The organism is Microbacterium sp. lyk4-40-TSB-66 (assembly GCF_030209475.1).
GTDB lineage: Bacteria > Actinomycetota > Actinomycetes > Actinomycetales > Microbacteriaceae > Microbacterium.
The window spans coordinates 272,658-293,184 of record NZ_JARVRW010000002.1 but is presented as its reverse complement, the minus strand read 5'-3'; the positions used below and the strand labels follow the sequence as shown (position 1 = coordinate 293,184).

General features: G+C 71.9%; 22 protein-coding genes. 9 read left to right on the top strand and 13 right to left on the bottom strand.

Annotated elements, in window-relative coordinates:
• The first annotated feature begins 58 nt into the window (after positions 1 to 58).
• Positions 59 to 667 carry a hypothetical protein gene (locus tag QRO03_RS03485; RefSeq protein ID WP_285136129.1) on the top strand — a complete coding sequence of 203 codons (609 nt, stop codon included), beginning with the start codon at positions 59 to 61 and terminating at the stop codon, positions 665 to 667.
• Between the two features lie 257 nt (positions 668 to 924).
• The gene (locus QRO03_RS03480; RefSeq protein WP_285136128.1) at positions 925 to 2,343 is read left to right on the top strand and encodes a PepSY-associated TM helix domain-containing protein; all 1,419 of its coding nucleotides are present in this window, start codon (positions 925 to 927) and stop codon (positions 2,341 to 2,343) included.
• A gap of 77 nt (positions 2,344 to 2,420) precedes the next feature.
• On the opposite strand, the gene QRO03_RS03475 is transcribed toward QRO03_RS03480, so the two are convergent.
• A complete protein-coding gene (locus tag QRO03_RS03475; protein WP_285136127.1) occupies positions 2,421 to 2,882 on the bottom strand; it encodes a hypothetical protein in 462 nt (153 codons plus the stop codon).
• A gap of 154 nt (positions 2,883 to 3,036) precedes the next feature.
• On the opposite strand from QRO03_RS03475, the gene QRO03_RS03470 reads away from it, so the two are divergent.
• A complete protein-coding gene (locus tag QRO03_RS03470; protein WP_285136126.1) occupies positions 3,037 to 4,029 on the top strand; it encodes an aldo/keto reductase in 993 nt (330 codons plus the stop codon).
• Between the two features lie 328 nt (positions 4,030 to 4,357).
• Here the strand turns inward: QRO03_RS03470 and QRO03_RS03465 are convergent, their stop codons facing one another.
• The 4 genes from QRO03_RS03465 to QRO03_RS03450 form a co-directional block, all read right to left on the bottom strand.
• Positions 4,358 to 4,810, bottom strand: a complete 453-nt coding sequence (locus QRO03_RS03465) for an SRPBCC family protein (RefSeq protein ID WP_285136125.1) — start codon at positions 4,808 to 4,810, stop codon at positions 4,358 to 4,360.
• 678 nt (positions 4,811 to 5,488) lie between these two features.
• A complete protein-coding gene (locus QRO03_RS03460) occupies positions 5,489 to 6,697 on the bottom strand; it encodes an NAD(P)/FAD-dependent oxidoreductase (RefSeq protein WP_285136124.1) in 1,209 nt (402 codons plus the stop codon).
• Positions 6,698 to 6,792: 95 nt separating this feature from the next.
• Positions 6,793 to 7,119 (bottom strand): DUF7882 family protein, encoded by a 327-nt coding sequence (locus QRO03_RS03455; protein ID WP_285136123.1) that lies wholly within the window; start codon positions 7,117 to 7,119, stop codon positions 6,793 to 6,795.
• Positions 7,120 to 7,229: 110 nt separating this feature from the next.
• Positions 7,230 to 8,096: a helix-turn-helix transcriptional regulator gene (locus QRO03_RS03450; protein ID WP_285136122.1), complete on the bottom strand. Its 867-nt coding sequence runs from the start codon at positions 8,094 to 8,096 to the stop codon at positions 7,230 to 7,232.
• A gap of 259 nt (positions 8,097 to 8,355) precedes the next feature.
• Between QRO03_RS03450 and QRO03_RS03445 the strand changes: the two genes are divergently transcribed.
• Positions 8,356 to 8,715, top strand: coding sequence for a sugar ABC transporter ATPase (locus QRO03_RS03445; protein ID WP_285136121.1), 360 nt, complete (start codon positions 8,356 to 8,358; stop codon positions 8,713 to 8,715).
• A gap of 275 nt (positions 8,716 to 8,990) precedes the next feature.
• Here the strand turns inward: QRO03_RS03445 and QRO03_RS03440 are convergent, their stop codons facing one another.
• The gene (locus QRO03_RS03440; protein ID WP_285136120.1) at positions 8,991 to 9,446 is read right to left on the bottom strand and encodes an Hsp20/alpha crystallin family protein; all 456 of its coding nucleotides are present in this window, start codon (positions 9,444 to 9,446) and stop codon (positions 8,991 to 8,993) included.
• Between the two features lie 284 nt (positions 9,447 to 9,730).
• On the opposite strand from QRO03_RS03440, the gene QRO03_RS03435 reads away from it, so the two are divergent.
• Positions 9,731 to 10,291 carry a DUF2231 domain-containing protein gene (locus QRO03_RS03435; protein ID WP_285136119.1) on the top strand — a complete coding sequence of 187 codons (561 nt, stop codon included), beginning with the start codon at positions 9,731 to 9,733 and terminating at the stop codon, positions 10,289 to 10,291.
• A 152-nt stretch (positions 10,292 to 10,443) separates the two neighbouring features.
• Here QRO03_RS03435 and QRO03_RS03430 read toward each other — a convergent pair whose 3' ends face one another.
• A complete protein-coding gene (locus QRO03_RS03430) occupies positions 10,444 to 11,379 on the bottom strand; it encodes an SDR family NAD(P)-dependent oxidoreductase (RefSeq protein ID WP_285136118.1) in 936 nt (311 codons plus the stop codon).
• Positions 11,380 to 11,550: 171 nt separating this feature from the next.
• Between QRO03_RS03430 and QRO03_RS03425 the strand changes: the two genes are divergently transcribed.
• Positions 11,551 to 12,408: a UbiA family prenyltransferase gene (locus QRO03_RS03425; RefSeq protein WP_285136117.1), complete on the top strand. Its 858-nt coding sequence runs from the start codon at positions 11,551 to 11,553 to the stop codon at positions 12,406 to 12,408.
• Positions 12,409 to 12,522: 114 nt separating this feature from the next.
• On the opposite strand, the gene QRO03_RS03420 is transcribed toward QRO03_RS03425, so the two are convergent.
• From QRO03_RS03420 to QRO03_RS03395, 6 genes are read right to left on the bottom strand one after another with little or no spacing between them, the layout of a single operon-like run.
• A complete protein-coding gene (locus QRO03_RS03420) occupies positions 12,523 to 13,278 on the bottom strand; it encodes an SDR family NAD(P)-dependent oxidoreductase (RefSeq protein ID WP_285136116.1) in 756 nt (251 codons plus the stop codon).
• Entirely contained in the window at positions 13,275 to 14,126 is an 852-nt protein-coding gene (locus tag QRO03_RS03415) for a fumarylacetoacetate hydrolase family protein (protein ID WP_285136115.1), read from the bottom strand. Before QRO03_RS03415 ends, QRO03_RS03420 begins: the two co-directional genes overlap by 4 nt.
• Positions 14,127 to 14,148: 22 nt before the next feature.
• Entirely contained in the window at positions 14,149 to 15,090 is a 942-nt protein-coding gene (locus QRO03_RS03410; RefSeq protein ID WP_285136114.1) for a sugar kinase, read from the bottom strand.
• Positions 15,087 to 15,731, bottom strand: coding sequence for a bifunctional 4-hydroxy-2-oxoglutarate aldolase/2-dehydro-3-deoxy-phosphogluconate aldolase (locus QRO03_RS03405; protein WP_285136113.1), 645 nt, complete (start codon positions 15,729 to 15,731; stop codon positions 15,087 to 15,089). The genes QRO03_RS03410 and QRO03_RS03405 overlap by 4 nt, the downstream gene beginning before the upstream one ends.
• A 5-nt stretch (positions 15,732 to 15,736) precedes the next feature.
• On the bottom strand, positions 15,737 to 16,495 hold the full coding sequence (locus tag QRO03_RS03400) for an SDR family oxidoreductase (protein WP_285136112.1): 759 nt from the start codon (positions 16,493 to 16,495) through the stop codon (positions 15,737 to 15,739).
• A complete protein-coding gene (locus QRO03_RS03395; RefSeq protein ID WP_285136111.1) occupies positions 16,492 to 17,514 on the bottom strand; it encodes a zinc-dependent alcohol dehydrogenase in 1,023 nt (340 codons plus the stop codon). The genes QRO03_RS03400 and QRO03_RS03395 overlap by 4 nt, the downstream gene beginning before the upstream one ends.
• A gap of 158 nt (positions 17,515 to 17,672) precedes the next feature.
• On the opposite strand from QRO03_RS03395, the gene QRO03_RS03390 reads away from it, so the two are divergent.
• Genes QRO03_RS03390 through QRO03_RS03380 form a run of 3 tightly spaced genes read left to right on the top strand, consistent with a single transcriptional unit; the run spans position 17,673 to position 20,496 of the window.
• The gene (locus tag QRO03_RS03390; RefSeq protein WP_285136110.1) at positions 17,673 to 18,896 is read left to right on the top strand and encodes a CaiB/BaiF CoA transferase family protein; all 1,224 of its coding nucleotides are present in this window, start codon (positions 17,673 to 17,675) and stop codon (positions 18,894 to 18,896) included.
• Entirely contained in the window at positions 18,893 to 20,026 is a 1,134-nt protein-coding gene (locus QRO03_RS03385) for an extracellular solute-binding protein (protein ID WP_285136109.1), read from the top strand. Before QRO03_RS03390 ends, QRO03_RS03385 begins: the two co-directional genes overlap by 4 nt.
• Positions 20,023 to 20,496, top strand: coding sequence for a MaoC family dehydratase (locus QRO03_RS03380; RefSeq protein WP_285136108.1), 474 nt, complete (start codon positions 20,023 to 20,025; stop codon positions 20,494 to 20,496). Before QRO03_RS03385 ends, QRO03_RS03380 begins: the two co-directional genes overlap by 4 nt.
• The last annotated feature ends 31 nt before the right edge of the window (positions 20,497 to 20,527 follow it).

Below are 20,527 nucleotides of genomic sequence, written 5' to 3'. Positions count from 1 at the left end.
CTAGGCCCGCGTGGTGCGCGCCCCGGATACCGTCGACCCGGCTGACACAATGGATGCCATGCGACGACACGACCGGGGAGCGCGCGTCGGGCGCGGTGCCGTCGCCGCCTCCCTCGCCACCTTCGTCGCGCTCGTGTCGCACGTGTCGGCGGGGGGAGTGATCCCCGGCCCGGTCGGCGTCCTGGTGCCTCTCCTGCTGTCGTTCGTCGTCAGCGTGGCGCTCGCCGGCCGACGGCTGTCGGTGTGGCGGCTGGGGCTGTCCGTCGTCGTCAGCCAAGCGCTGTTCCACACGCTGTTCGTGCTCGGCAGCTACGACCTCGGTGCCGGTGCCGGTGCCGGTGCCCATGCGCATGGCGACGCCGTTCCCGTCGCGGCGGGGGGTTCGTCGAGCCCTGTGCTCACCGTGGACGCCGACATGGCGGCCGGGCACCTCGTCGCCGTCGTCGTCACGACACTGGCCCTCCACCGCGGCGAACGCACCCTGGCGGGGCTGCGGGCGCTGGCGCGCGCGTGCGTCGCGTGGGTGCGGGCGCGCGTCCGCGTCAGCGTTTTCATCCCGGCCTCGGTGCGACGCGTACGCGCCGCGGTCGTCGCCACCGTTCCGCCCGTCTCGACCATGGTCGTGCGGGCGAGCGCGCGACGCGGACCGCCGGTCGCGGCATCCTGAGTCCCGCCCCACGCGTCTGAGCGGTGGGGCGGCCGGCCGCCGCGCCGGGTGCCGCCGTGCACCCGCGGGGGCTGCTTCGCGTCTTCCTCCGACGCGTGTCGACCCATGAGAGCCCGCCGTCCGCATCGACCAGCGTGTCAACGCTCCGGGCGGCGCGGTCCCGGTGCTGCCCTCGTGGCCGCCGGATGACGGGTGCCCTGCACCTGGAAAGCGATCTCGCAGATGTCTGCTCTTCTCCTCGTTCGGGTGGTCCTCGTATGACCGCCACCGATTCCCTGTCCACGGGTGCCGCCCCGCCCGACCGCATGCGCCGGCCGGGGTGGTTCCTTCCACTCCTGCGCAGGGTGCACTTCTTCGCCGGGCTCCTCGTCGGGCCGTTCATCCTCGTCGCCGCGCTCAGCGGGGCGCTGTACGCCCTCACGCCGACGCTCGAGAAGGCGATGTACGCGCACGAACTCACCGCGTCGACGACGCGGACCGGTACGCCTCTGGCCGATCAGATATCCGCCGCCGAAGCGTACGTCGGCGGCGGGACCCCCGTGGCCGTGCGCCCGGCGCCCGCACCGGGCGACACCACCCGGGTGATGTTCGCCGACGACTCCCTGCCCGAGAGCACGACGCGGGCGGTCTTCGTCGATCCCGCGACCACCGAGATCCGCGGCGACCTGCCCGCGTACGGCACGAGTGGCGCGCTGCCGCTGCGGCACTGGATCAGCGACCTGCACCGCTCGCTTCACCTGGGCGACGTCGGCCGCTGGTACAGCGAGCTCGCGGCATCCTGGCTGGGGATCGTCGCCCTCGCCGGGCTCGGCCTGTGGGTCGCGCGCGTGGCCGTGCAGCGTCGGCACCGACGTCGCGCCGCCCGCCCGGCCAGGGGCTACCGGCGTCTGTCGGGCTGGCACTCGGGACTCGGGGTGGGGGTCGTGATCGGGGCGCTGTTCCTCTCGGCCACCGGCATCACGTGGTCGACGTACGCGGGGGCTCACGTGGCGGACCTCCGCGCAGTCGTCGGCGGGGCGACACCGGCTCTAATGACGAGCATCGACGGCTCGTCCGGTGGTGACGATCACGCCCACCACGGCGGGGCGCACGAAGCCCCGACGACGGCGGACACCTCGGGTTTCGACGACGTGCTGGCCCTCGCGCGCACGGCGGACGTCGACTCCCGAGACGTCGAGATCCGTCCGCCTGCGGGGGACGGAATGGCGTGGGTGGTGCAAGAGGTCCACCGGAGTTTTCCGACCGAAGTGGATGCCGTGGCGATCGACGCCGAGACGATGAGGGTGAGCGACCGAGTCGACTTCGACGACTACCCCCTGCTCGCCAAACTCTCGCGCTGGGGGGTCGACCTGCACATGGGGACGATGTTCGGCCTGGCGAACCAGATCGTGCTGTTCGTGCTCGCCATCGGCATCGCGGCGCTCGTCGTGCTCGGCTACGCCATGTGGTGGAAGCGGCGCCCGACGCGCGGACTCGCGACCGCTCCGGCGCGGGGCGTTCTGCGACACGCGCCCTGGTGGGGGACCGCGGCGGTGCTCGCCGCTGCGGTGGCGATCGGGCTGATGCTGCCCCTGGTCGGCTTCACCCTCGCAGCGTTCGTCGTGGTCGACGTGCTGCTCGGGTGGCGGGCGCGGCGGTCCGCGACGGCGGCGCGCGGTGAGGTCGATGCTCGCTGACGGGTCGAGAGAGTGATCCCGCTGCGGCATCGGCGAGACCCCGCCTCCTGCGGGGCGTAACCGGCGCCGCCCCCGGGTCAGGCGTCGTCGGGGTGGGGGAGGTTCTGCGCGATGCGGCTGGAGGCGGCGGAGTCGCGGCCGACGCCCGGCTGGAATTTCGCGATCGGGTCGTCCTCGTCGACGTGGGGCTCGCCGCCGTCGGTCACCGGGGGAGACGCGGGGGTGCGGTCGTCGGTCTCGACGGCCGCGTCGTGCTCGGGACGGCCGGTGTCCTCGGTGTGGCGGGAAGTGGAGCCGCCGTCGCCGTCGGTGTCGCGTTCGGTGAGGCCGTCGGCGGCGCGCGTCCCGACGCCCGGCAGGTCGTTCTGGCTCGAGATGTTCTGAATTTGCGCTTCGTCGTCGGCGTCGATCTCGGCGGCGCTGACGGCACCCGTGTCGGCTCCCGCGGCGCCCGCGGGAACGTCGGCGGCGAGTCCCTCGGATTCGGGGATGATGTTCTCTTCGTCGGCTCCGGGGAGTCGGTCGGCGGGAGTGGCCATGGTGATCCTCCTGATCGGTGTGGCGGCCACGCTAGGCGCCGGGAATGCGGGGCGGGCCGGGGTTGCGCTCGCCGGGTCCCGGCATCCGTCGCCCGGAGAGCCCGGTGTCGGAACGGCTGGCTAGGCTCGAGGAACGCTTCGAAAGGAAACCGCAATGCAGCAGCGCCCTCTCTCCCGAACCGGTCGCACGGTCTCCGCCGTCGGCCTCGGCACCTGGCAGCTCGGCGCCGACTGGGGCGATGTCAGCGAAGACGACGCGCGCGCCGTCCTGTCGGCCTCGGCCGACGCCGGCGTCACGCTCTTCGACACGGCGGACGTCTACGGCGACGGCCGCTCGGAGGAGATCATCGGGAAATTCCTGAAGAGCCGGGATGCCGACGGCATCACCGTGGCGACGAAGATGGGCCGGCGAGAAGACCAGGTGCCCGAGAACTACGTCATGGAGAATTTCCGGGGGTGGCTCGATCGCTCTCGGCGCCTACTCGACACCGAGACGCTCGATCTCGTACAGCTGCACTGCCCGCCGTCGGCCGTCATCGATGACGACGCCACGTGGGACGCCCTCGACCGGCTCGTGTCGGAGGGCGTCATCGCCGCGTACGGCGTCTCGGTCGAGACGATGGATCAGGCGCTGTCGGCGCTGCGGCGCCCCCACCTCACCAACCTGCAGATCATCTTCAACCCGTTCCGCCTGAAACCCCTCGACGAGGTGCTCCCGCTGGCGTCCGAGAAGAACGTCGCGGTGTTCGCGCGCGTGCCGTTGGCCAGCGGCCTGCTGTCGGGCAAGTACACCCGTTCGACGACGTTCGACGAGAACGACCACCGCACCTACAACCGCAACGGCGAGGCCTTCGACAAGGGCGAGACGTTCTCGGGCGTCCCCTTCGGCGAGGGCGTGGCCGCGGCCGACGAGCTCAAGGCGTCCCTGCCCGACGGCGTGACGCTGCCGGCTGCGACGCTGGCGTGGATCGCGTCGCGCGTGGGCGTCACCTCGGTCATCCCGGGGGCACGTTCCACGGCGCAGGCCGCGGCGAACGCCGGCGCCGCCGAGCTGCTCGAGGGCGGGTTCGACCTCGCGGCGTTCGACGCCCTGGTGCACGACGTCTACGACCGGCGGCTGCGGGCCGAGATCCACCCGCAGTGGTGACCGGCGCGGGCGGGGTGTCTGCGTCATCTTGATCGCGGGATCTTGATCGCGGAAGCTTGTCCGCGGCATCCGGACCGCGGCATCTTGACCGCGGCATCCGGTCCGCGGCATCCGGTCCGCGGAATCCGGTCCGCGGCATCCGGACGACGAGACGGCATCTCGCCGACGAGTCGTTCGCAGGGCGCGTCCGCCGTGTCAGTGCGATGCGGTCTCGGCGCGAGAGCCGCGGATCGGCGACGGCAGCCCGCGGTGAACGCCGACCGCCCGGAACGATAGAAGCCGGGCCCATCCATCGAGGACGGGCCCGGCTTCTATCGTGGTGATGACGTCAGCTGACGTCGCCGCGCCAGGCGCCGGACTCGGCACCGCGCGACTCGATGTACTTCTTGAAGTTGTCGAGGTCCTTCTTGACCGAGTGGTCGTCGGCGCCGAAGACGGCGCCCAGCTTCTCGAGGACGCCGGTGGGCTCCCAGTCGATCTGCACGGTGACGCGGGTTTCGTCATCCGAGAGGCGGTGGAAGGTGACGACGCCGGCGTGGTTCTCGTCGCCGCCCACGCTGTTCCAGGCGACGCGCTCGTCGGGGTGCTGCTCGGTGATCTCGGCGTCGAACTCGCGCTCGGCTCCCGCGATCTTGACCTTCCAGTGGGTGAGCGTCTCGGTCTTCTGCGTGATCGACTCGACGAAGCTCATGAAGTGGGGGAATTCCTCGAACTGCGTCCACTGGTTGTAAGCGACGCGGACGGGAACGTTGACGTCGATGGTTTCGATGACCTGTGCCATGGTGTCCTCTTTCGTTTGGATTCCGGGGCTGAGCCCAGTCTTTGCGTGATGCGAGGGACGCGCCCCCGGGGTTGAGGGATCGGCGTTCGTGCCCTATAGGCGCTGCGGCCCGCGGGAACGGTGGTGCTGGCGTGACGGCACGCATAAACACGATCTGTGCGCATAAACGCGGTGGGAGCGTGTTTATGGACACGGATCGTGTTTATGCGTGGCTGGGGCGGGGCGCTTAGGGCGTGGGTGGGGCTGCGGGGTGCCGTGGACGTCGGCGCGACGGCGGGTGCGGGGAGCAGCGGTGCTGGCGTGACGGCACGCATAAACACGATCTGTGCGCATAAACACGGTGGGAGCGTGTTTATGGACACGAATCGTGTTTATGCGTGGCTGGGGCGGGGCGCTTAGGGCGTGGGTGGGGCTGCGGGATGCCGTGGACGTCGGCGCGACGGCGGGTGCGGGGAGCAGCGATGCCGGCGTGACGGCACGCATAAACACGATCTGTGCGCATAAACACGGTGGGAGCGTGTTTATGGACACGAATCGTGTTTATGCGTGGCTGGGGCGGGGCGGGCAATGCGTAGCCGGGCCGGGGCGCGCAGGGCGCAGGCAGGGCGGGGCGGGCAATGCGTGGCGGGGGCGGGGCCCCGCCGGCGCGAGCGCGGGAGCGCGTGGGGGAGAGCCGCGTCAGGCGAGGCCGCGCAGGATCAGGTGCCAGTACACCCACGGAAGGACGCGCCGGTCGGCGATCCACGACAGCCGGCGCTCGCGATACAGCGACCGCCAGAACGGGACGGTCGGCTGCAGGCGCCCGCGCCGGTCGAACTCCGCGAACACGACCGTGCCGCGCGACACCGTGAAAGGCACCACGCTGTAGCCGTTGTACGTCGCAGTGGGCGGGCGGCCCTCGAGGGCCGCCTTCATGTTCTTCACCAGCGCTTTCGCCTGCTGGCGGATCGCCCCGCCCGAGCGACGTGTCGCGCTCGCCGCGGCATCTCCCACCGACCAGATCTCGGGATGACGGACGTGCTGGAACGTCTCGGGGTCGACGTCGACGAAGCCGTGCGCATCGCCGGATGCCGCCAAGCCGCTCCCGGCGATCCACTCCGGTGCCCGCTGCGGCGGCACCGCGTGCAGCACGTCGTACGACAGCGTCTCGGACGCCGCGCCGTGGCCGATCACGAGCGTGCGCGTCGCGGCATCCACGGATCGGAGCTGCCGGCTGTAGCGCACCTCGATGCCGTACTCGTCGAGCTTGCGCTGCAGTTCGCGGTCGATGGCGGGGATGCCGAAGGGCACGGGGTCGGGGCACACGAACACGACGCGGATGTCGTCGCGCACACCGATCGCGCGCCACCAGTCGCACGCGAGGTACATCGGCTTCTGCGCCGCGGCTCCGCACGACGCCGGCTCCGGCGGCTGGGTGAACACGACGGTGCCCGCACGCAGGTCGCGGAGCACCGGCGATGCCTTCGCGGCGAGGTCGAAGTCGTAGTTCGAGATGCCCGTCGGAGCGGTCATCGCCTCGGGAAGCCCGGGCACCTGCTCCCAGGCCATGCGCATGCCGGCGCAGACGACGAGCTGGTCGTAGTCGAGGTGCTCTCCCGAGACGAGGTGCACGCGCCGGGTCTCGGCATCCACGGTGAAGACCTCGTCGCGCAGCCACCGCACACCCGAGGGGATGACGTCGGCCTGACGGCGAACGGCCTCGGAGGCCCGAGCGGCACCGCCGGCGATGTGGGACTGCAGCGGCGCGAACACGTGCGTCTCGCGCGGTTCGATCACGATGATCTCACCGACGCGGGCGCGGTGCAGGCGACCCGCCACCGACAGTCCGGCGTTCCCTCCGCCGATGACGACGATGCGCGCGGGCGCGGTGGAGCGGGAGTGGTTCATGGGGGATCCTCTCGTCTCCCTCACGCTCGCCCGCCCGGGCTGATGGCGCCAGCGCCTTGACACCGCGCGCGACCCGGCACAGGCCGCCGCGGGGCTCAGGCGAACGACTCGGGCGACACGGTGTCCTCCGACGGCTCGGGCACCACGTACAGGCCGGTCGGGGAGTTGGCGGTGGACATGAGCGCCTCCAGCCACGCGCGGTTCAGCGCCGGAGGGCGCCCGCCGCTGAATTTGAAGACGAGGTTGGCGCGCGGGTGCATCCAGACGGACGTGCGACCGCCTCCCGTGCTCAGGTCGTCCTTCCAGACGAAGTAGAACGGCTCACCCCGGCGCAGCTTGTTGCCGACGACCACCTGCAGGTGCGCGAGGAGACGGTCTTCGAAGTCGTTCCGGATGCCGCTCTCGTAAATGAACTTGCCCACGTGTTCCTCCCACGGGCTCCCTGCCCGCTCTTCTCACTGTGCAAGCGCCTTCGGTCGACGACGGGGCGAAGGTACCGATGGCGCATCGGTGACACGGAAGACGCCGCGGCTCAGAACGCGCGGATCACCTGGGCCGGGTTCTGCCCATAGTGTTCACGGTGGTACCGGGCGAAGCGCGATGCGCTCGAGAACCCCCACCGTCGCGCGACGTCGGCAACCGATTCGGCCGTGCCGGCGCGCAACTCCTCGTGCGCGCCGCTCAGCCTCACCCGCCGGAGGTACTCGGAGGGTGTGGTGTCCAGCTCGCGGCGGAAGGCGTGCTGCAGCCCGCGGGACGAGATTCCGGATGCCGCGGCGATGTCCTCGAGGGTCAACGGCTTCTGCGCGTTCGCCTCGATGTGGGCGATCGCGCGGCGCACCGTCCGTGGTGCGGCGACGCGTTGGCGGGCACGCTCCATGGCGTCGACATACGGGGTCGAGAAGGCCGAGAGTGTCGTCATGAGCGCATGCCGACGCATCTCCTCGGCGAGGATCTCGTCATCGTGCACGACTTCCAGCGAGGCCGACACGTGAGCGAAGCTGCGCTCCCATTGGGTGGCGGCGTCGCGACCGCGCGGAACCGGATCAAGACGCCGCAGCACGAGGCGGTCATCGCCCGAGGCGATGCGCGCGACCCGCTCCGCCTGGCTGCGGTCGAAGACCAGGGCGCGCACGCGGGCGGCGCCCGTCCACTGCGCCTCGGTGGTGCCGTCAGAGGCGACCCAGGGACGACGCGGGTCGAGCGGGCGCCCCTCGGCCTCGATGCGCACGTCATCGCCGATCATCCGACAGGCCATGATCTGCGCATCCATCACGACGGACGACTGCACCGACGCGGCGAGCTCGTACGAGACGACCGAGAAGCCCGCCAGTTCGACGGACTTCCACGTGAACGACACCCGGCGCGGGTCGACCCGGTCGAGACGGGATCCGGGCACGAAGCGCCTCCACAGCCGGTCGACATCGTCGACCCCCCGCGAACGGACCGTCATAACTTCCCCCATGGTGTTCCTTCCGCCGCGGCGAGGTGCGGCCTGCATCGTGCTGTCGTTCTGTGGTCGGCATCCGCTGCCGTTCGGTGCGGCCTACGGACCGGCCGCGATGCCTGTCAAGGGGCGCTGCGACGATGGGTGCGGCGTGTGGGATGAGAGCACCGCTGATCCCGGCGGTGACCCGCGTCCGACGGAAGGACCCCCCATGAGCGACGCTTCGATCGACCCGACCACCGCCGCGACGACCCCCGCCGCCGACGTCGGCATCGCGGGCGTGCAGCCCTTGCGCGACGGTGACACGTCCATCGAGCCCGACCCCGCGCTCGACCCCGCGCAGGCCGAGTGGGACGCGACCACCGCCCTCGACGAGGGTGTCGACCCCGCCGACATCAACCCGGCCACCGCCACCGGCGCCGACCCGGCCGAGATCCCGGCCGATGACAGCGACATCCCGCTGGAGGACATCCACCCTCTCGCCACCGGCACCGACTCGCAGGGTGAGGACCCCGGCGTCGTCGAGCTCGGCGAAGAGGGCCAGGGCGACCTCGCCCCCGAAGACCTCTGAGCCCCATCCGACGCCTCGGGCACCCCCACCGGTGCCCGGGGCGTCGGGTCGTCCGGCGCGACGTCCTCGCCACGCCGCGACCAACCGGCGGCGTTCGCCTCGCGCGCGGTTCCGACGACGTCGGAACGGGTCGCGCCGGTCGGGACGCGGGGGAGCACTCGGAGCACCTCGGAACCATGCGGTGCGGCCGCGCGGACGCCCAGACCCTTGACAACCCCGTGACGAGCGACGAGGGAGCGGCCCTCGCCAGGACCGCTCCCTCGTCTCGTGTCGCGTTACTGCTCGATGAGCTGCGGCGTGCTCTCGTGGGCCTCGATGACCCCGTCGTGCTCGTCGGTCGAGACGGTGATGCGTCGCGGCTTCGCCTTCTCGCTGACCGGGATCGTCACGCTCAACACGCCGTTGCGGTACGACGCGCTGATGCGCTCGGTGTCGATGCCCTGGCCGAGGTTGAGCTGGCGGACGAAGGATGCCGTCTCGCGCTCCCGCGTGATCCACTTCACGCCGTCGCCGGAACCCAGCGTGCGTTCGGCGCGGATCGTCAGCAGCTGGCCGTCGACGTCGATGTCGACCGAACCGGGGTCGACGCCGGGCAGATCGGCGGCGAGGACGTAGTGGTCGCCGTCACGGTAGAGGTCCATCGGCATGCGCCGAGGTCCGCCGCCGCGGCGCGCGTCGAGAAGGGTCGACGCCAGACGGTCGAGGTCGCGGAAGGGGTCGTAAGTGGCCATTGTCGTTCTCCTTGTCGATCGGTCGGGATGCGGCATCCCGGATGTTCGATGAAGTTGAGTCATGTCGGCTCAACCGCGATCAGATTAGCACTCGGGTATCGAGAGTGCCAAGGGCCGACGTGCGATTGTGGTGCTCGGGGGAGCAAGGCGCAACCCCCGTGCAGACCCGTGCGACCGGGCCTTACGTGTGACCGACGCACCGCCGCGGTCGACCGACCGCTCACCGGTGCGACGCCGTGAGGAGACACGATGACCTTCCACCCGACACGACCCCGGAGCCGGCGATGAGCGGGGCTGACGCCGCGACTCCCGGTCCGGGCACGGCTGTGCACAGCGGGGCGAGCTTCCCCGCGATGCGTCACGCGAAGGTTCCGCGTTCGATCATCGCGGGGCCGTACGGGCACCCGTTCCATCCCGTCGCGGTGACGATCCCGATCGGGGCGTGGTCGTCGAGTCTCGTGTTCGACCTGCTCGGAATCGCGTCCGACGACCCCAGATCGTTCGCGACCGGGTCGCGCTGGCTCATCGCGATCGGTCTCGGCGGAGCCGTCGGCGCGTCGGCGCTCGGCCTGCTCGACATGTCGCGCATCCCTCGCGGGACGCCCGCGCGACGAACGGCCGTGGCGCACCTCGTGATCAACGTCACGGCCATGGTGCTCTTCTCCCTCAGCCTCGTGCTGCGGATGCTCGATCTCGCCCGCGTGCCGGTCGTCGCCTTCGGGCTGAGCCTCGTGGCATCCGTGGGTCTGAGCGTGTCGGGCTGGCTCGGCGGCAAGCTCGCGTACCGCTGGGGCGTGCGCGTGGCCGACGAGAACACGCAGCGCGAGGGCTTCGAGACGGCGTGATCGTCCGGGCCCCTGCCGTCCGGGGCGGTGCTGAGGTGGCATCCACGCATGAACGCGATCCGTGTCGATGAACGCGCCGACAGCGTGTTTCTGCGCAGGAATCGTGTAATGCGTGCGGTCACACAGGTCAGCGGGGTGCCGAATCACACGGGTCAGCGGGGTGCCGCGGCCCTCGGGCCGACGGTGTCGGCGCGGCCCCGGCGCGGCCACCGGAGCGGGATGCGGGGCCAGCCACCGCTGACCGCGCCGGGGTCGTGCTGTGCGTCGAGCACGGCGCCCGGTGTGGGCGCGTTCGGCCGGCGGCGCAGACCGAGCACGTGCTGCAGCGTGCGGATGAACCGGTCGTACACGCGCGGCGCGAAGAACTGCAGCGGTCTCGTGAGGAATTGCGCGGCCCCCACCCCCACCTCGTGGCGGGGCCCGCGGGCGACTTGCACGATGGCCCGCGCGACGCGGTCGGCGGCGACCACGGGCGGGAGGGGAAACGCGGTGCGGCCGGTGTAGTTCGCTGCGCGCTGATAGATCGGAGTGTCGATGCTGGCAGGCAGGACGATCGTGATCCGGATGCCCCGGTGCGCGAGCATCTCCTGACGCAGCGACCGGGTGAAGCCCAGCAACCCGTGCTTCGCTGCCACGTACGACGACACGTACGGCCCTGCGACCTGCGAGTAGAGCGAACCGACGAACACGATGGTTCCGTGGCCGCGTGCACGGAAGTGGGGGATGACGGCTCGGGCCGCGCGCATGTGACCGACGAGGTTGGTCTGGATGACCCGATCGCGCACCGCGTCCGGGGTGTCCTCGACCGAGCCGTAGGAGAAGACGGACGCCGACGCCACCCACACATCGATGCGACCGAATCGTCCGACCACCGCGCCGACCGCACGCTCCGGTCCGTCGGGGAGGGCGAGGTCGATCGAGAGTGTGAGCACCTCGGCGCCGAGCGCACGGCAGTCGGCCGCGGCGGACGCGAGGGCGACCTCGTCGCGGGCGACGAGGACGATGTCGGCGCCCTCCGCGGCGAAGCGCAGCGCAGCGGCGCGGCCGATGCCGCGCGAGCCTCCGGTGACGACGACGACTTGGCGCATGCGGTTCCTTTCGATGGTTCCCCGGCGAGCGAGGACGCGAGGGACGCTATGCGCGCGCACGGGGGGCGCGACGGGGGTTGACGCCGGGCTGGAGCGAGCGATCGACGGATCGGCGGTGCCGACTGCGGCCCGCACGGGCGGACGCGGGACCGAGCGCGGTAGCGTCATCGGGTGACGGATGCCGCGGCGAAGCCGCCCCTCGCCCCCGCGCCCCGTGGGCGGGCGGGTGTCGTCGGGGCGTTGTGGGAGTCGACCCACCCCGGACCCACGCTCGTCGTCACCGTCCTGTCGCTCGCGCTCGGCATCGCCGCCGGTGTCGATCCGGGACGCCTCGTGCTGCTGGTGGCCGCCGTCTTCGCGGGGCAGGTGTCGGTGGGGCTCTCGAACGACGCCATCGACGGAGCGCGCGACGCCGCGGTCGGGCGCACCGACAAGCCGATCGCCGGGGGAGCGGTGACCGCGGGCAGGGCGCTCGCCGTGGCGGTGGGCGCCGTCGTCGTCGCCCTCGCCCTCTCGGTGCCGCTGGGGCCGGGTCTGGTCGCGGCCCACGCGATCGCCCTCGCCTCGGCCTGGGCCTACAACGCGGGGCTGAAGTCGACGCCGCTCTCGATCGTCCCGTTCCTGGTGAGCTTCGGTCTGTTCCCCTCGTTCGCGACCCTCTCGACCGCGGCCCCCGCGCTCGCCGCGGTGTGGGCGACGGTCGCGGGCGCCGCGTTGGGGGCGGCCGTGCACCTGACGAACGTCGTCCGCGACCTCGACGACGATCGGCGGACCGGAGTGCGGGGTCTGCCGCACCGCCTCGGGGCGCGCGCGTCGGTCGTCCTCGCCGCCGCGGGGATCGTCGTCGGGGCGGTGGCGGTGCTGCTCGGAACGGATGCCACGGTCGTCGGGCTGGTCTTCTCCGTCGCCGTCGCGGCGGTCGCGGTCGCGGCCGTCGTCCTGGTGCTCCTGCGCCCCCCGGGGCGCGCGGTGTTCCAGTTGACGATGCTCGCCGCCCTGCTGCTCGCCGCGCAACTCGTCGTGACGTGACGCGCCGCGTCGAGATCACCCGTGCGTGACGAACGCACACGCTCCGCGGAGGCGGGAGCGTGTGCGTTCGAACCGGCCGTGCGATCTCGACGATCGGATGCCGTCGGACGGCCCCTACTGCGGCCGCACGCGCAGGTGGGTGACGCCCCCGTCGACCTCGAGGGCGGTGCCCGTGGTGGAGCCGGCACTCGGGCTCGCGAGGTAGAGGATGGCCCCGGCGACCTCGTCGGGCGTCACCATGCGGCCCGTCGCCTGGCGCGCGTCGAGAGCCGCGCGCTCGGCCACCGGGTCGGGGAAGTTCTGCAGCATGCGTTCGACGAAGGGGGTCGAGACCGTGCCCGGGCTCACGCAGTTCACCCGGACGCCTTCGCGGACGTGATCCGTCGCCATCGCGTAGGTGAGCGACAGGATCGCGCCCTTCGACGCGTTGTAGACCGCGCGCTGCGGGAGCCCGTTGAGGGCCCCGATCGAGCAGACGTTCACGATCGCCGCGTGCGCAGACCCCTTCAGGTGGGGGAGGGCGGCCGCGCACGCGCGCGCCGTCCCGCGCACGTTGATGTTCAGCACGCGCTCCCAGTCGGCCTCGGTCGCCTCCTCGACCGTGCCCACGCAGCTGACCCCGGCGCTGTTGACGAGCACGTCCAGGCCGCCGAAGCGTTCCGCGACGGCCGCCATCGCGGCATCCACCGAGTCCCGGTCGGTCACATCGGCGCGGAACCCCTCCAGGCCGTCGGCGAGACCGTCGGTGACGAGGTCGAGGACCGCCACCCGGGCACCGCGCGCGGCGAACGCGCTCGCCGTCGCGAGACCGATCCCCGATGCCCCGCCGGTGACCGCGACGACGAGGCCGTCGAACTCACCGGCGCTCATGCCTGCACCATCGTCTGACGCGCGCGACCGAGGCCGTCGATCTCGAGCTCGACCACGTCGCCGGCCCGGAGGTACGGCTTGTCGGGCAGCCCGAGGGCCACCCCCGCGGGCGTCCCGGTGTTCACCAGATCGCCCGGGCGCAGCACCATGAACTGCGAGAGGTACCACACCACGTGCGCGACGGAGAAGATCTGCGAGGCGGTCGTCCCGTTCTGCCGCTCGACCCCGTTCACCCACAGGCGCAGGCCCAGGGCCTGCGGGTCGGCGACCTCCGCGGCGGGCACGAGGTCGGGACCGAGGGGGTTGAACGTCTCACAGCTCTTGCCCTTGTCCCACTGCCCCCCGCGCTCGAGCTGGAACTCGCGCTCCGACACGTCGTGCGAGAGGACGAAGCCGGCCACGTGGGCGAGCGCCTCCTCGGGGGAGGAGAGGTAGCGCGCGGTCGCGCCGATGACGACGCCGAGCTCGACCTCCCAGTCGGTCTTGGTCGAGGATCGCGGGATGAGCACGTCGTCGAACGGGCCCACGATCGTCGAGGGGTCCTTCATGAAGACGACGGGCTCCGCCGGCACGGCGGCGCCGGTCTCGGCGGCGTGGTCGTGGTAGTTCAACCCGATGCACACGATCTTGCCGGGGGCGGCGATCGGTGCTCCCACGCGCCGTGAACCGGCGTCGGCGAGCGGGGTCAGCTCCCCTCGTTCCGCGGCGGCCCGGGCGCGGGCGAGCCCGTCGGCGGAGAGGAAGGCGCCGTCGATGTCGGCGGTGAGCGGGCGCAGGTCGTACACCGTGTCGCCGTGCCGGAACACGGGGATCTCGGAACCGGGGGCGCCGAGGCGGGCGAAGGTCATGGGGTCTCCTCAGGGTGGAAGGTCAGCGGGTCACGGGGTCGGTGGATCCGGCGCTCGCGAGCTCGGATCGACGGATGCCGCCCTGCCAGTCGCCGGGATGCAGGCAGGCGTAGGCGCCGGCGACGGCGGCAGTGCGCATCCTGGTCGCGGCGCTGGCGGCGACGAGGCGCTCGGACAGATATCCGGCGGCGAAGGCATCGCCCGCGCCGACGGTGTCGACGGGGGTGATGGGCAGGGCCGCCACCCGGTGCACCTCGCCGTCGATGACGGCGACCGCACCGTCGCCCCCGAGGGTGACGATCGCTTCGGCCGGGCCGGTGGACGACAGTGCGCGGGCGAGGTCCTCGGGGTCGACGTGGGGGTGCATCATCCGCGCCTCGTCGTCGCTGGCGAAGAGGATGTCGGTGCGCTCGATCACGTGCGCGTAGGCGGCGACGGCCTCGGCATGGCCCCACAGACGGCTGCGGTGATTGATCGCGAACGACACGAGCGCGCCGACCTCCCGTGCACGGTCGACGGCGGCGACGACCGCCTCGCGCGCCGAGGCCGACAGGGCGAGCGTCACACCCGTGACGTGGAGGATGTCGCCGGCCGAGAGTGGCAGGTCGTCGAGATCGGCGCGATGGAGCCGGCTCCCGGCGCTTCCCCGACGGTAGTAATCCACGGTCGTCGCACCGGCGCGGGGGGTCGACTTCAGCATGAGCCCGGTCGGCGCCTCTGCGTCTGTGTGCGCGCGCACGTCGACGCCCTCCGCGCGCAGGTCGCCCACGACGCGTCGTCCGAGGGCGTCGTCGCCGACCCGCCCGATCCAGGTCACGTCGACGCCGAGGCGGGAGAGCCCGATGGCGGTGTTGCCCTCGGCTCCGCCGGTGACCACACGGGCGTGGTGCTGGTTCTCCCAGCCCCCGACGCCGTCGCCGAGGATCAGCCCCATGCTCTCGCCGAGGGTGACGACGCGGCTCATCGTGCGGCCCGTGCGGCGTCGCGGATCCGCGCGCATTCCGCCGCGGCGGCGGCGATCGTGTCGAAGTCGCCGCGCGCGATCGCGTCTCGCGGCACCATCCAGCTCCCGCTCGCCGCGAGGACCCAGGAGCGGCGCAGGTAATCGCCGAGGTTGTCCGGTGCGACCCCGCCGCTCGGGATGAACCGCATGTCGGGAAACGGCCCGTGCAGGGCGTCGAGGTAGCCCGCGCCGCCGAGGTGGCTCGCCGGAAAGACCTTCACATCGTGGAACCCGTCACCGAGGGCGCGCTGGACCTCGGTCGGGGTCGCCACCCCGGGAACGACCGTGACCCCGCCCGCTCGGAGGCGGTCGGCGACGGCGGGGTCGTATCCCGGTGTGACGGCGAACCGGGCGCCCGCGTCGACGGCGGCATCCGCCTGTGCGACGGTCAGGACGGTGCCCGCCCCCGCCAGAAACCCGTCGACCGCGGCGGCCGCGGCGATCGCCGCGAGCCCGGCGGGCGTGCGCAGCGTGAATTCCGCGCATCCCACACCGCCCTCGCGGAGCGCTACGGCGAGGTCGCGCGCTCGACCCGCGTCGTCGAGCACGACGACCGGGACGATGCCGACCTCGGCGATCAGGGTCGGGATCTCGGATGCCACGGCCGTCATCGTCCGAGCCATCCCCCGTCGACCGGGAGGGTGATGCCCGAGACGTAATCCGACGCGCGCGAGGCGAGGAAGACCGTCGCCCCGGCGAGATCGGACGCCTCCCCCCAGCGGCCCGCGGGGATGCGGTCGAGGATGGCCGAGGAACGAGCGGAGTCCGCGCGCAGCGCCTCGGTGTTGTCGGTGGCGATGTAGCCCGGCGCGATCGCGTTGACGTTGACGCCCTTCGCCGCCCACTCGTTCGCGAGGGCCTTGGTGAGACCGGCGATGCCGGACTTGGCCGCCGTGTACCCGGGCACGTTGATCCCGCCCTGGAAGCTCAGCAGAGAGGCGGTGAAGATGATCTTGCCGCGACCGCGCTCGATCATCTGCGGGGCCACGGCGCGGGTCAGGCGGAACGGGCTGCTGAGGTTGATCTGCACCACCCGATCCCAGGCGTCGAGCGGGTGGACGTCGGCGGGGGCGCGCTCGATGGTTCCGGCGTTGTTCACGAGGACGTCGATGCGGCGAGCGGCCAGGTCGGTGCCGAGGGCGTCGACGGCGGCGGGATCGCCGAAGTCGCACGCGATGCCGGTGAAGGAGCGACCGGCGGCCGTGACGGCATCCTCGATCTCGCTCCCCGAGGTCGTCTGCGACGCGCTCACGCCGATGATGTCGGCCCCGGCCCGGGCGAGGCCGAGGGCCATCGCGAAGCCGATGCCGCGGCGCGCGCCGGTGACGACGGCCGTGGTGCCCTCGAGGGAGAAGAGGTCGCTCACGCCTGGCCCCCCACATCGACGAGGATCTTCATGGCGCGGCCGGCCTCGAGGTCGGCGAAGGCCTCGGCCGTGGCGCTCAGCGGCACGATGCGCGTGATGAGGAGGTCCGTGGGGATGACGCCGTCGGCCACGAGGTCGACGGCGGTCTCGAAGTCGGGGCGCTGGTAGACGCGCGCGCCGAGCAGGCGCAGCTCGCGCCAGAACATGCGCTGCAGGTCGATCTCGCGGGGCGTGGGGTGGATGGCGACGACGACGATCGTGCCGCGGACCTTCGCCAGCCCGGTGGCGCCGCGGACCGCCGCGGCGGCCCCCGAGACCTCGAAGACCACGTCGGCCCCGGCGCCCTGGGTCCAGTCCTCGACGACCGCGACCTGGTCGGCCTCGCGCGGGTCGAGGGTCGGGAAGCCGAGTTCCTCGATCTGCGCGCGACGCTTCTCGTCGAGCTCGATGACGAGCACCTCGGCGCCGACGTGGCGCGCGACGCAGGCGATCAGTACGCCGATCGGCCCGCCGCCGATGACGACGGCCTTGTCGCCGGGGGCGAGTTCGGCTCGTCGCACGTCGTGGACGGCGACGGCGACCGGCTCCACGAGGGCGGCGTGGTCGAGCGCGATGCCCTCGGGGAGGCGCACGAGCGTCTCGGCCGGGACGCTCCACAGGCCCTGGAGCGAGCCGGGGGAGTCGATGCCGATGAAGTCGAGGTTCTGGCAGATGTGCTCGTTGCCGGCGCGGCACGCGGGACACGTGCCGTCCCATGCGAGGGGCATGACGGTGACGCCGTCGCCGACGGTCCATCCCTCGACGCCGTCGCCGAGGGCGGCGACCGTGCCGCTCATCTCGTGCCCGAAGACGAGCGGGGTCGACACCCGGGCGTCCATGGATCCGTGCAGGATGTGCAGGTCGGTTCCGCACAGGCCCGTGTAGGCCACGCGGATCTGCACCTGGCCCGGTGCGGGAGGCGCGGCCTCCGCTTCCACCACGTCGATCGTGCGATCGCCCACGTAGGTCGCTGTCAGCATTGACTCTCCCAAAGGTCTGATGAATTCTTCGTCCATCATGCCTCAGAACGCCGCAGATGTCTCGGTTGCGCTCGAGGAGCCTGCTCGGTACGGTGAGCAAACGATTGATCATGGCGTCTTCGGGCGTTTCCACCCTCGACGTGAAAGTGTGCAGCCGCATGGCACAAGAGATCATCAGACCCCTGGAGGGCCTCCTCGTTCTGGACTTCAGCCAGTTCCTCGCCGGACCCGTCGCCGCGCTCCGCCTCGCCGATCTGGGCGCGCGCGTCATCAAGATCGAGCGTCCCGGTGTCGGCGACATCGGGCGGACGCTGGCGTTCGCGGGTCGCGCCCTCGACGGCGACACGGTGTCGTTCCACGCGATGAACCGCAACAAGGAGTCCGTCACGGCCGATCTGAAGAACCCCGACGACCTGGCCTACGTGCGCGAACTCGTCGCGCGGGCCGACGTCGTCATCCAGAACTTCCGCCCCGGGGTGATGGAGCGGATCGGTCTCGACTACGCCTCCGTCAAGGAGCTCAACCCGTCGATCGTCTACGCGAGCGCGAGCGGATACGGCGACGAGGGGCCGTGGCGGGATCGCCCCGGTCAGGACCTGCTCGCGCAGTCGATCGCGGGGCTGCCCTGGCTCAGCGGGTCGCGCCACGATGGCCCCGTCCCCCTCGGCCTCTCGATCGCCGACCACCTGCTGAGCTGCCACATCGCCCAGGGGGTGACCGCCCTCCTCGTTCGGCGGTTCCGCACGGGGAAGGGGGGCCTCGTGCAGTCGAGCCTGCTCGAAGCCGTGCTCGACCTGCAGTTCGAGCTGCTCAGCACCAAGCTCAACGACGACACGATCCAGGTGCAGCGCCACGGCGAGCACTCCGCCCACGCCTTCCTCGCCGCCCCCTACGGCACCTACCCGACGAGCGACGGACACCTGGCCCTCGCCATGAATCCGATCCCCGAACTCGGTCGGCTCCTCGAACTCCCCGCGCTGGAGGCCCTCACCGATCCGCAGGACGCGTGGGACCGCCAGGAGGAGATCGAGGGGATCCTCGCCGCCCGCTTCGCCACCGGCACCACGGCGCACTGGCTCGGCATCCTGGACGCGGCCGACGTCTGGTGCGCACCGGTCCTGACCCTCGACGAACTGCTGGCCTCCGAGGGATTCGCCGCGATCGACATGACGCAGGAGGTCGCCCGCCGCGGGACGACGGTCGCGACCACGAGGAGCCCCCTGCGCATCGACGGCCAGGTGCTGCGCAGCGAGAAGGCCGCGCCGCTGCTCGGCGAGGACGACGACCGCATCCGGGCCGAGTTCCCGCCCCGCTCCGCCGGCGCGCCGCTCGAGGCCGTCGCCGCGGCGGGCGTCGACGGCGACGTCGGGGTGCGCGCGTGAGCGTCGTCCTGCGGGGGATGACGTGGGAGCACGCCCGCGGGTACGGCAGCGTGTCCGCCGCGGCGGCCGCCTATCGCGCCGTGGCCCCCGACGTCGAGGTGCACTGGGACCAGCGCTCGCTGCAGGCGTTCGCCGATCAGCCGCTCGAAGAGCTCGTGCGCGAGTACGACCTGCTCGTCATCGATCATCCGCACATCCCCCAGGCGGCGGAGGAGGGCCTGTTCGCGCGGCTCGACGGCGCCGGCCACGACGACGAGCTCGCCCTCCTCGCCGAGCAGTCCGTCGGCCGGTCGCACGCCTCTTACGCGCACGCCGGGGGGCAGTGGGGCCTCGCGACGGACGCGGCCGCCCAGGTCGCCGCCTACCGACCCGACCTCCTGCCCGAACCTCCCCGCGACTGGGCGGGTGTGCTGGCGCTCGCCGAGGAGGGGCGGGTGCTCTGGCCGTACAAGCCCGTCGACGCGTACTCGAGCCTCATCACCGTCGCCGCCGGAAACGGGGAGGACGCCCTGCGCGCACCCGGGGTCTTCCTCTCGCGCGCCGCGCTGGGCGAGGCGATGCAGACGCTCCGGGCGCTGGCTCGGGCCGTCCCCGCGTCGTGCGCCGGGTGGAACCCCATCCAGACGGCGGACGCCCTGAGCGAGGGCGACCGCTTCTGCTACGCGCCTCTGCTGTTCGGCTACACGAATTACAGCCGCGCGGGCTTCCGGCCGCACCGGCTGCGCTACGTCGACATCCCGGCGTCGCGCCGCGGGGTCGACGGGTCGCTGCTGGGCGGGGCGGGCGTCGTGGTCTCGGCGCAGACGGAGCACCCCGACGAAGCCATCGCGCACGCCTTCTGGCTCGCTTCCGCCGAGGTGCAGGCGGGTGCCTACTTCGACGGCGGGGGGCAGCCCGGCAACGCCGTCGCCTGGGATGACGAGCGCACCAACGCCGACACCCTCGACTTCTTCCGCGCGACCCGCGCGACCCTCGAGGGAGCGTACGTCCGGCCCCGGTGGACGAACTACATCGACGTGCAGAACGCCCTGTCGCCGCTGGTGACGGCGGCGCTGCGCGGCGACCTGGACGACGACGAGCTGCGCGCGCGGCTCGATGCGGGCGTGCGCGCCCACGAGGAGGGGAAATGAAGACGACCGAGCGGTGGTACGAGGACCACGAGGTGGGCGAGCTCCGCGAGACCACCGGTCGCACGATCACCGAGGCCGACATCGTGCTCCATGCCGGACAGACCGGTGATTTCTTCCCGCACCACATGGACGCCGAGTGGATGGCCACCCAGCCCGCCGGTCAGCGGATCGCGCACGGAACGCTTGTGCTCTCGGTCGCCGTGGGGATGACCGCCGGCGACATCAACCCGCAGTCCATGAGCTACGGCTACGACCGGATCCGTTTCATCCGCCCGGTCTTCATCGGCGACACGCTCAGGGTGACCGCCGAGATCGTCGCCCTGCGTCCGCACGTGAAGGTCCCGGATGCCGCGGGCTACATCGACGAACTCGTCACCGCGCGCAATCAGCGCGGTGAGACGGTCATGGTCCTCACCCACGTGTACCTCGTGAACCGTCGCGCGGCCGACGCCGAGGCTCCGCCGTCGTGAGTTCGTCGCGCCGACGGTGACCCGCGGCATC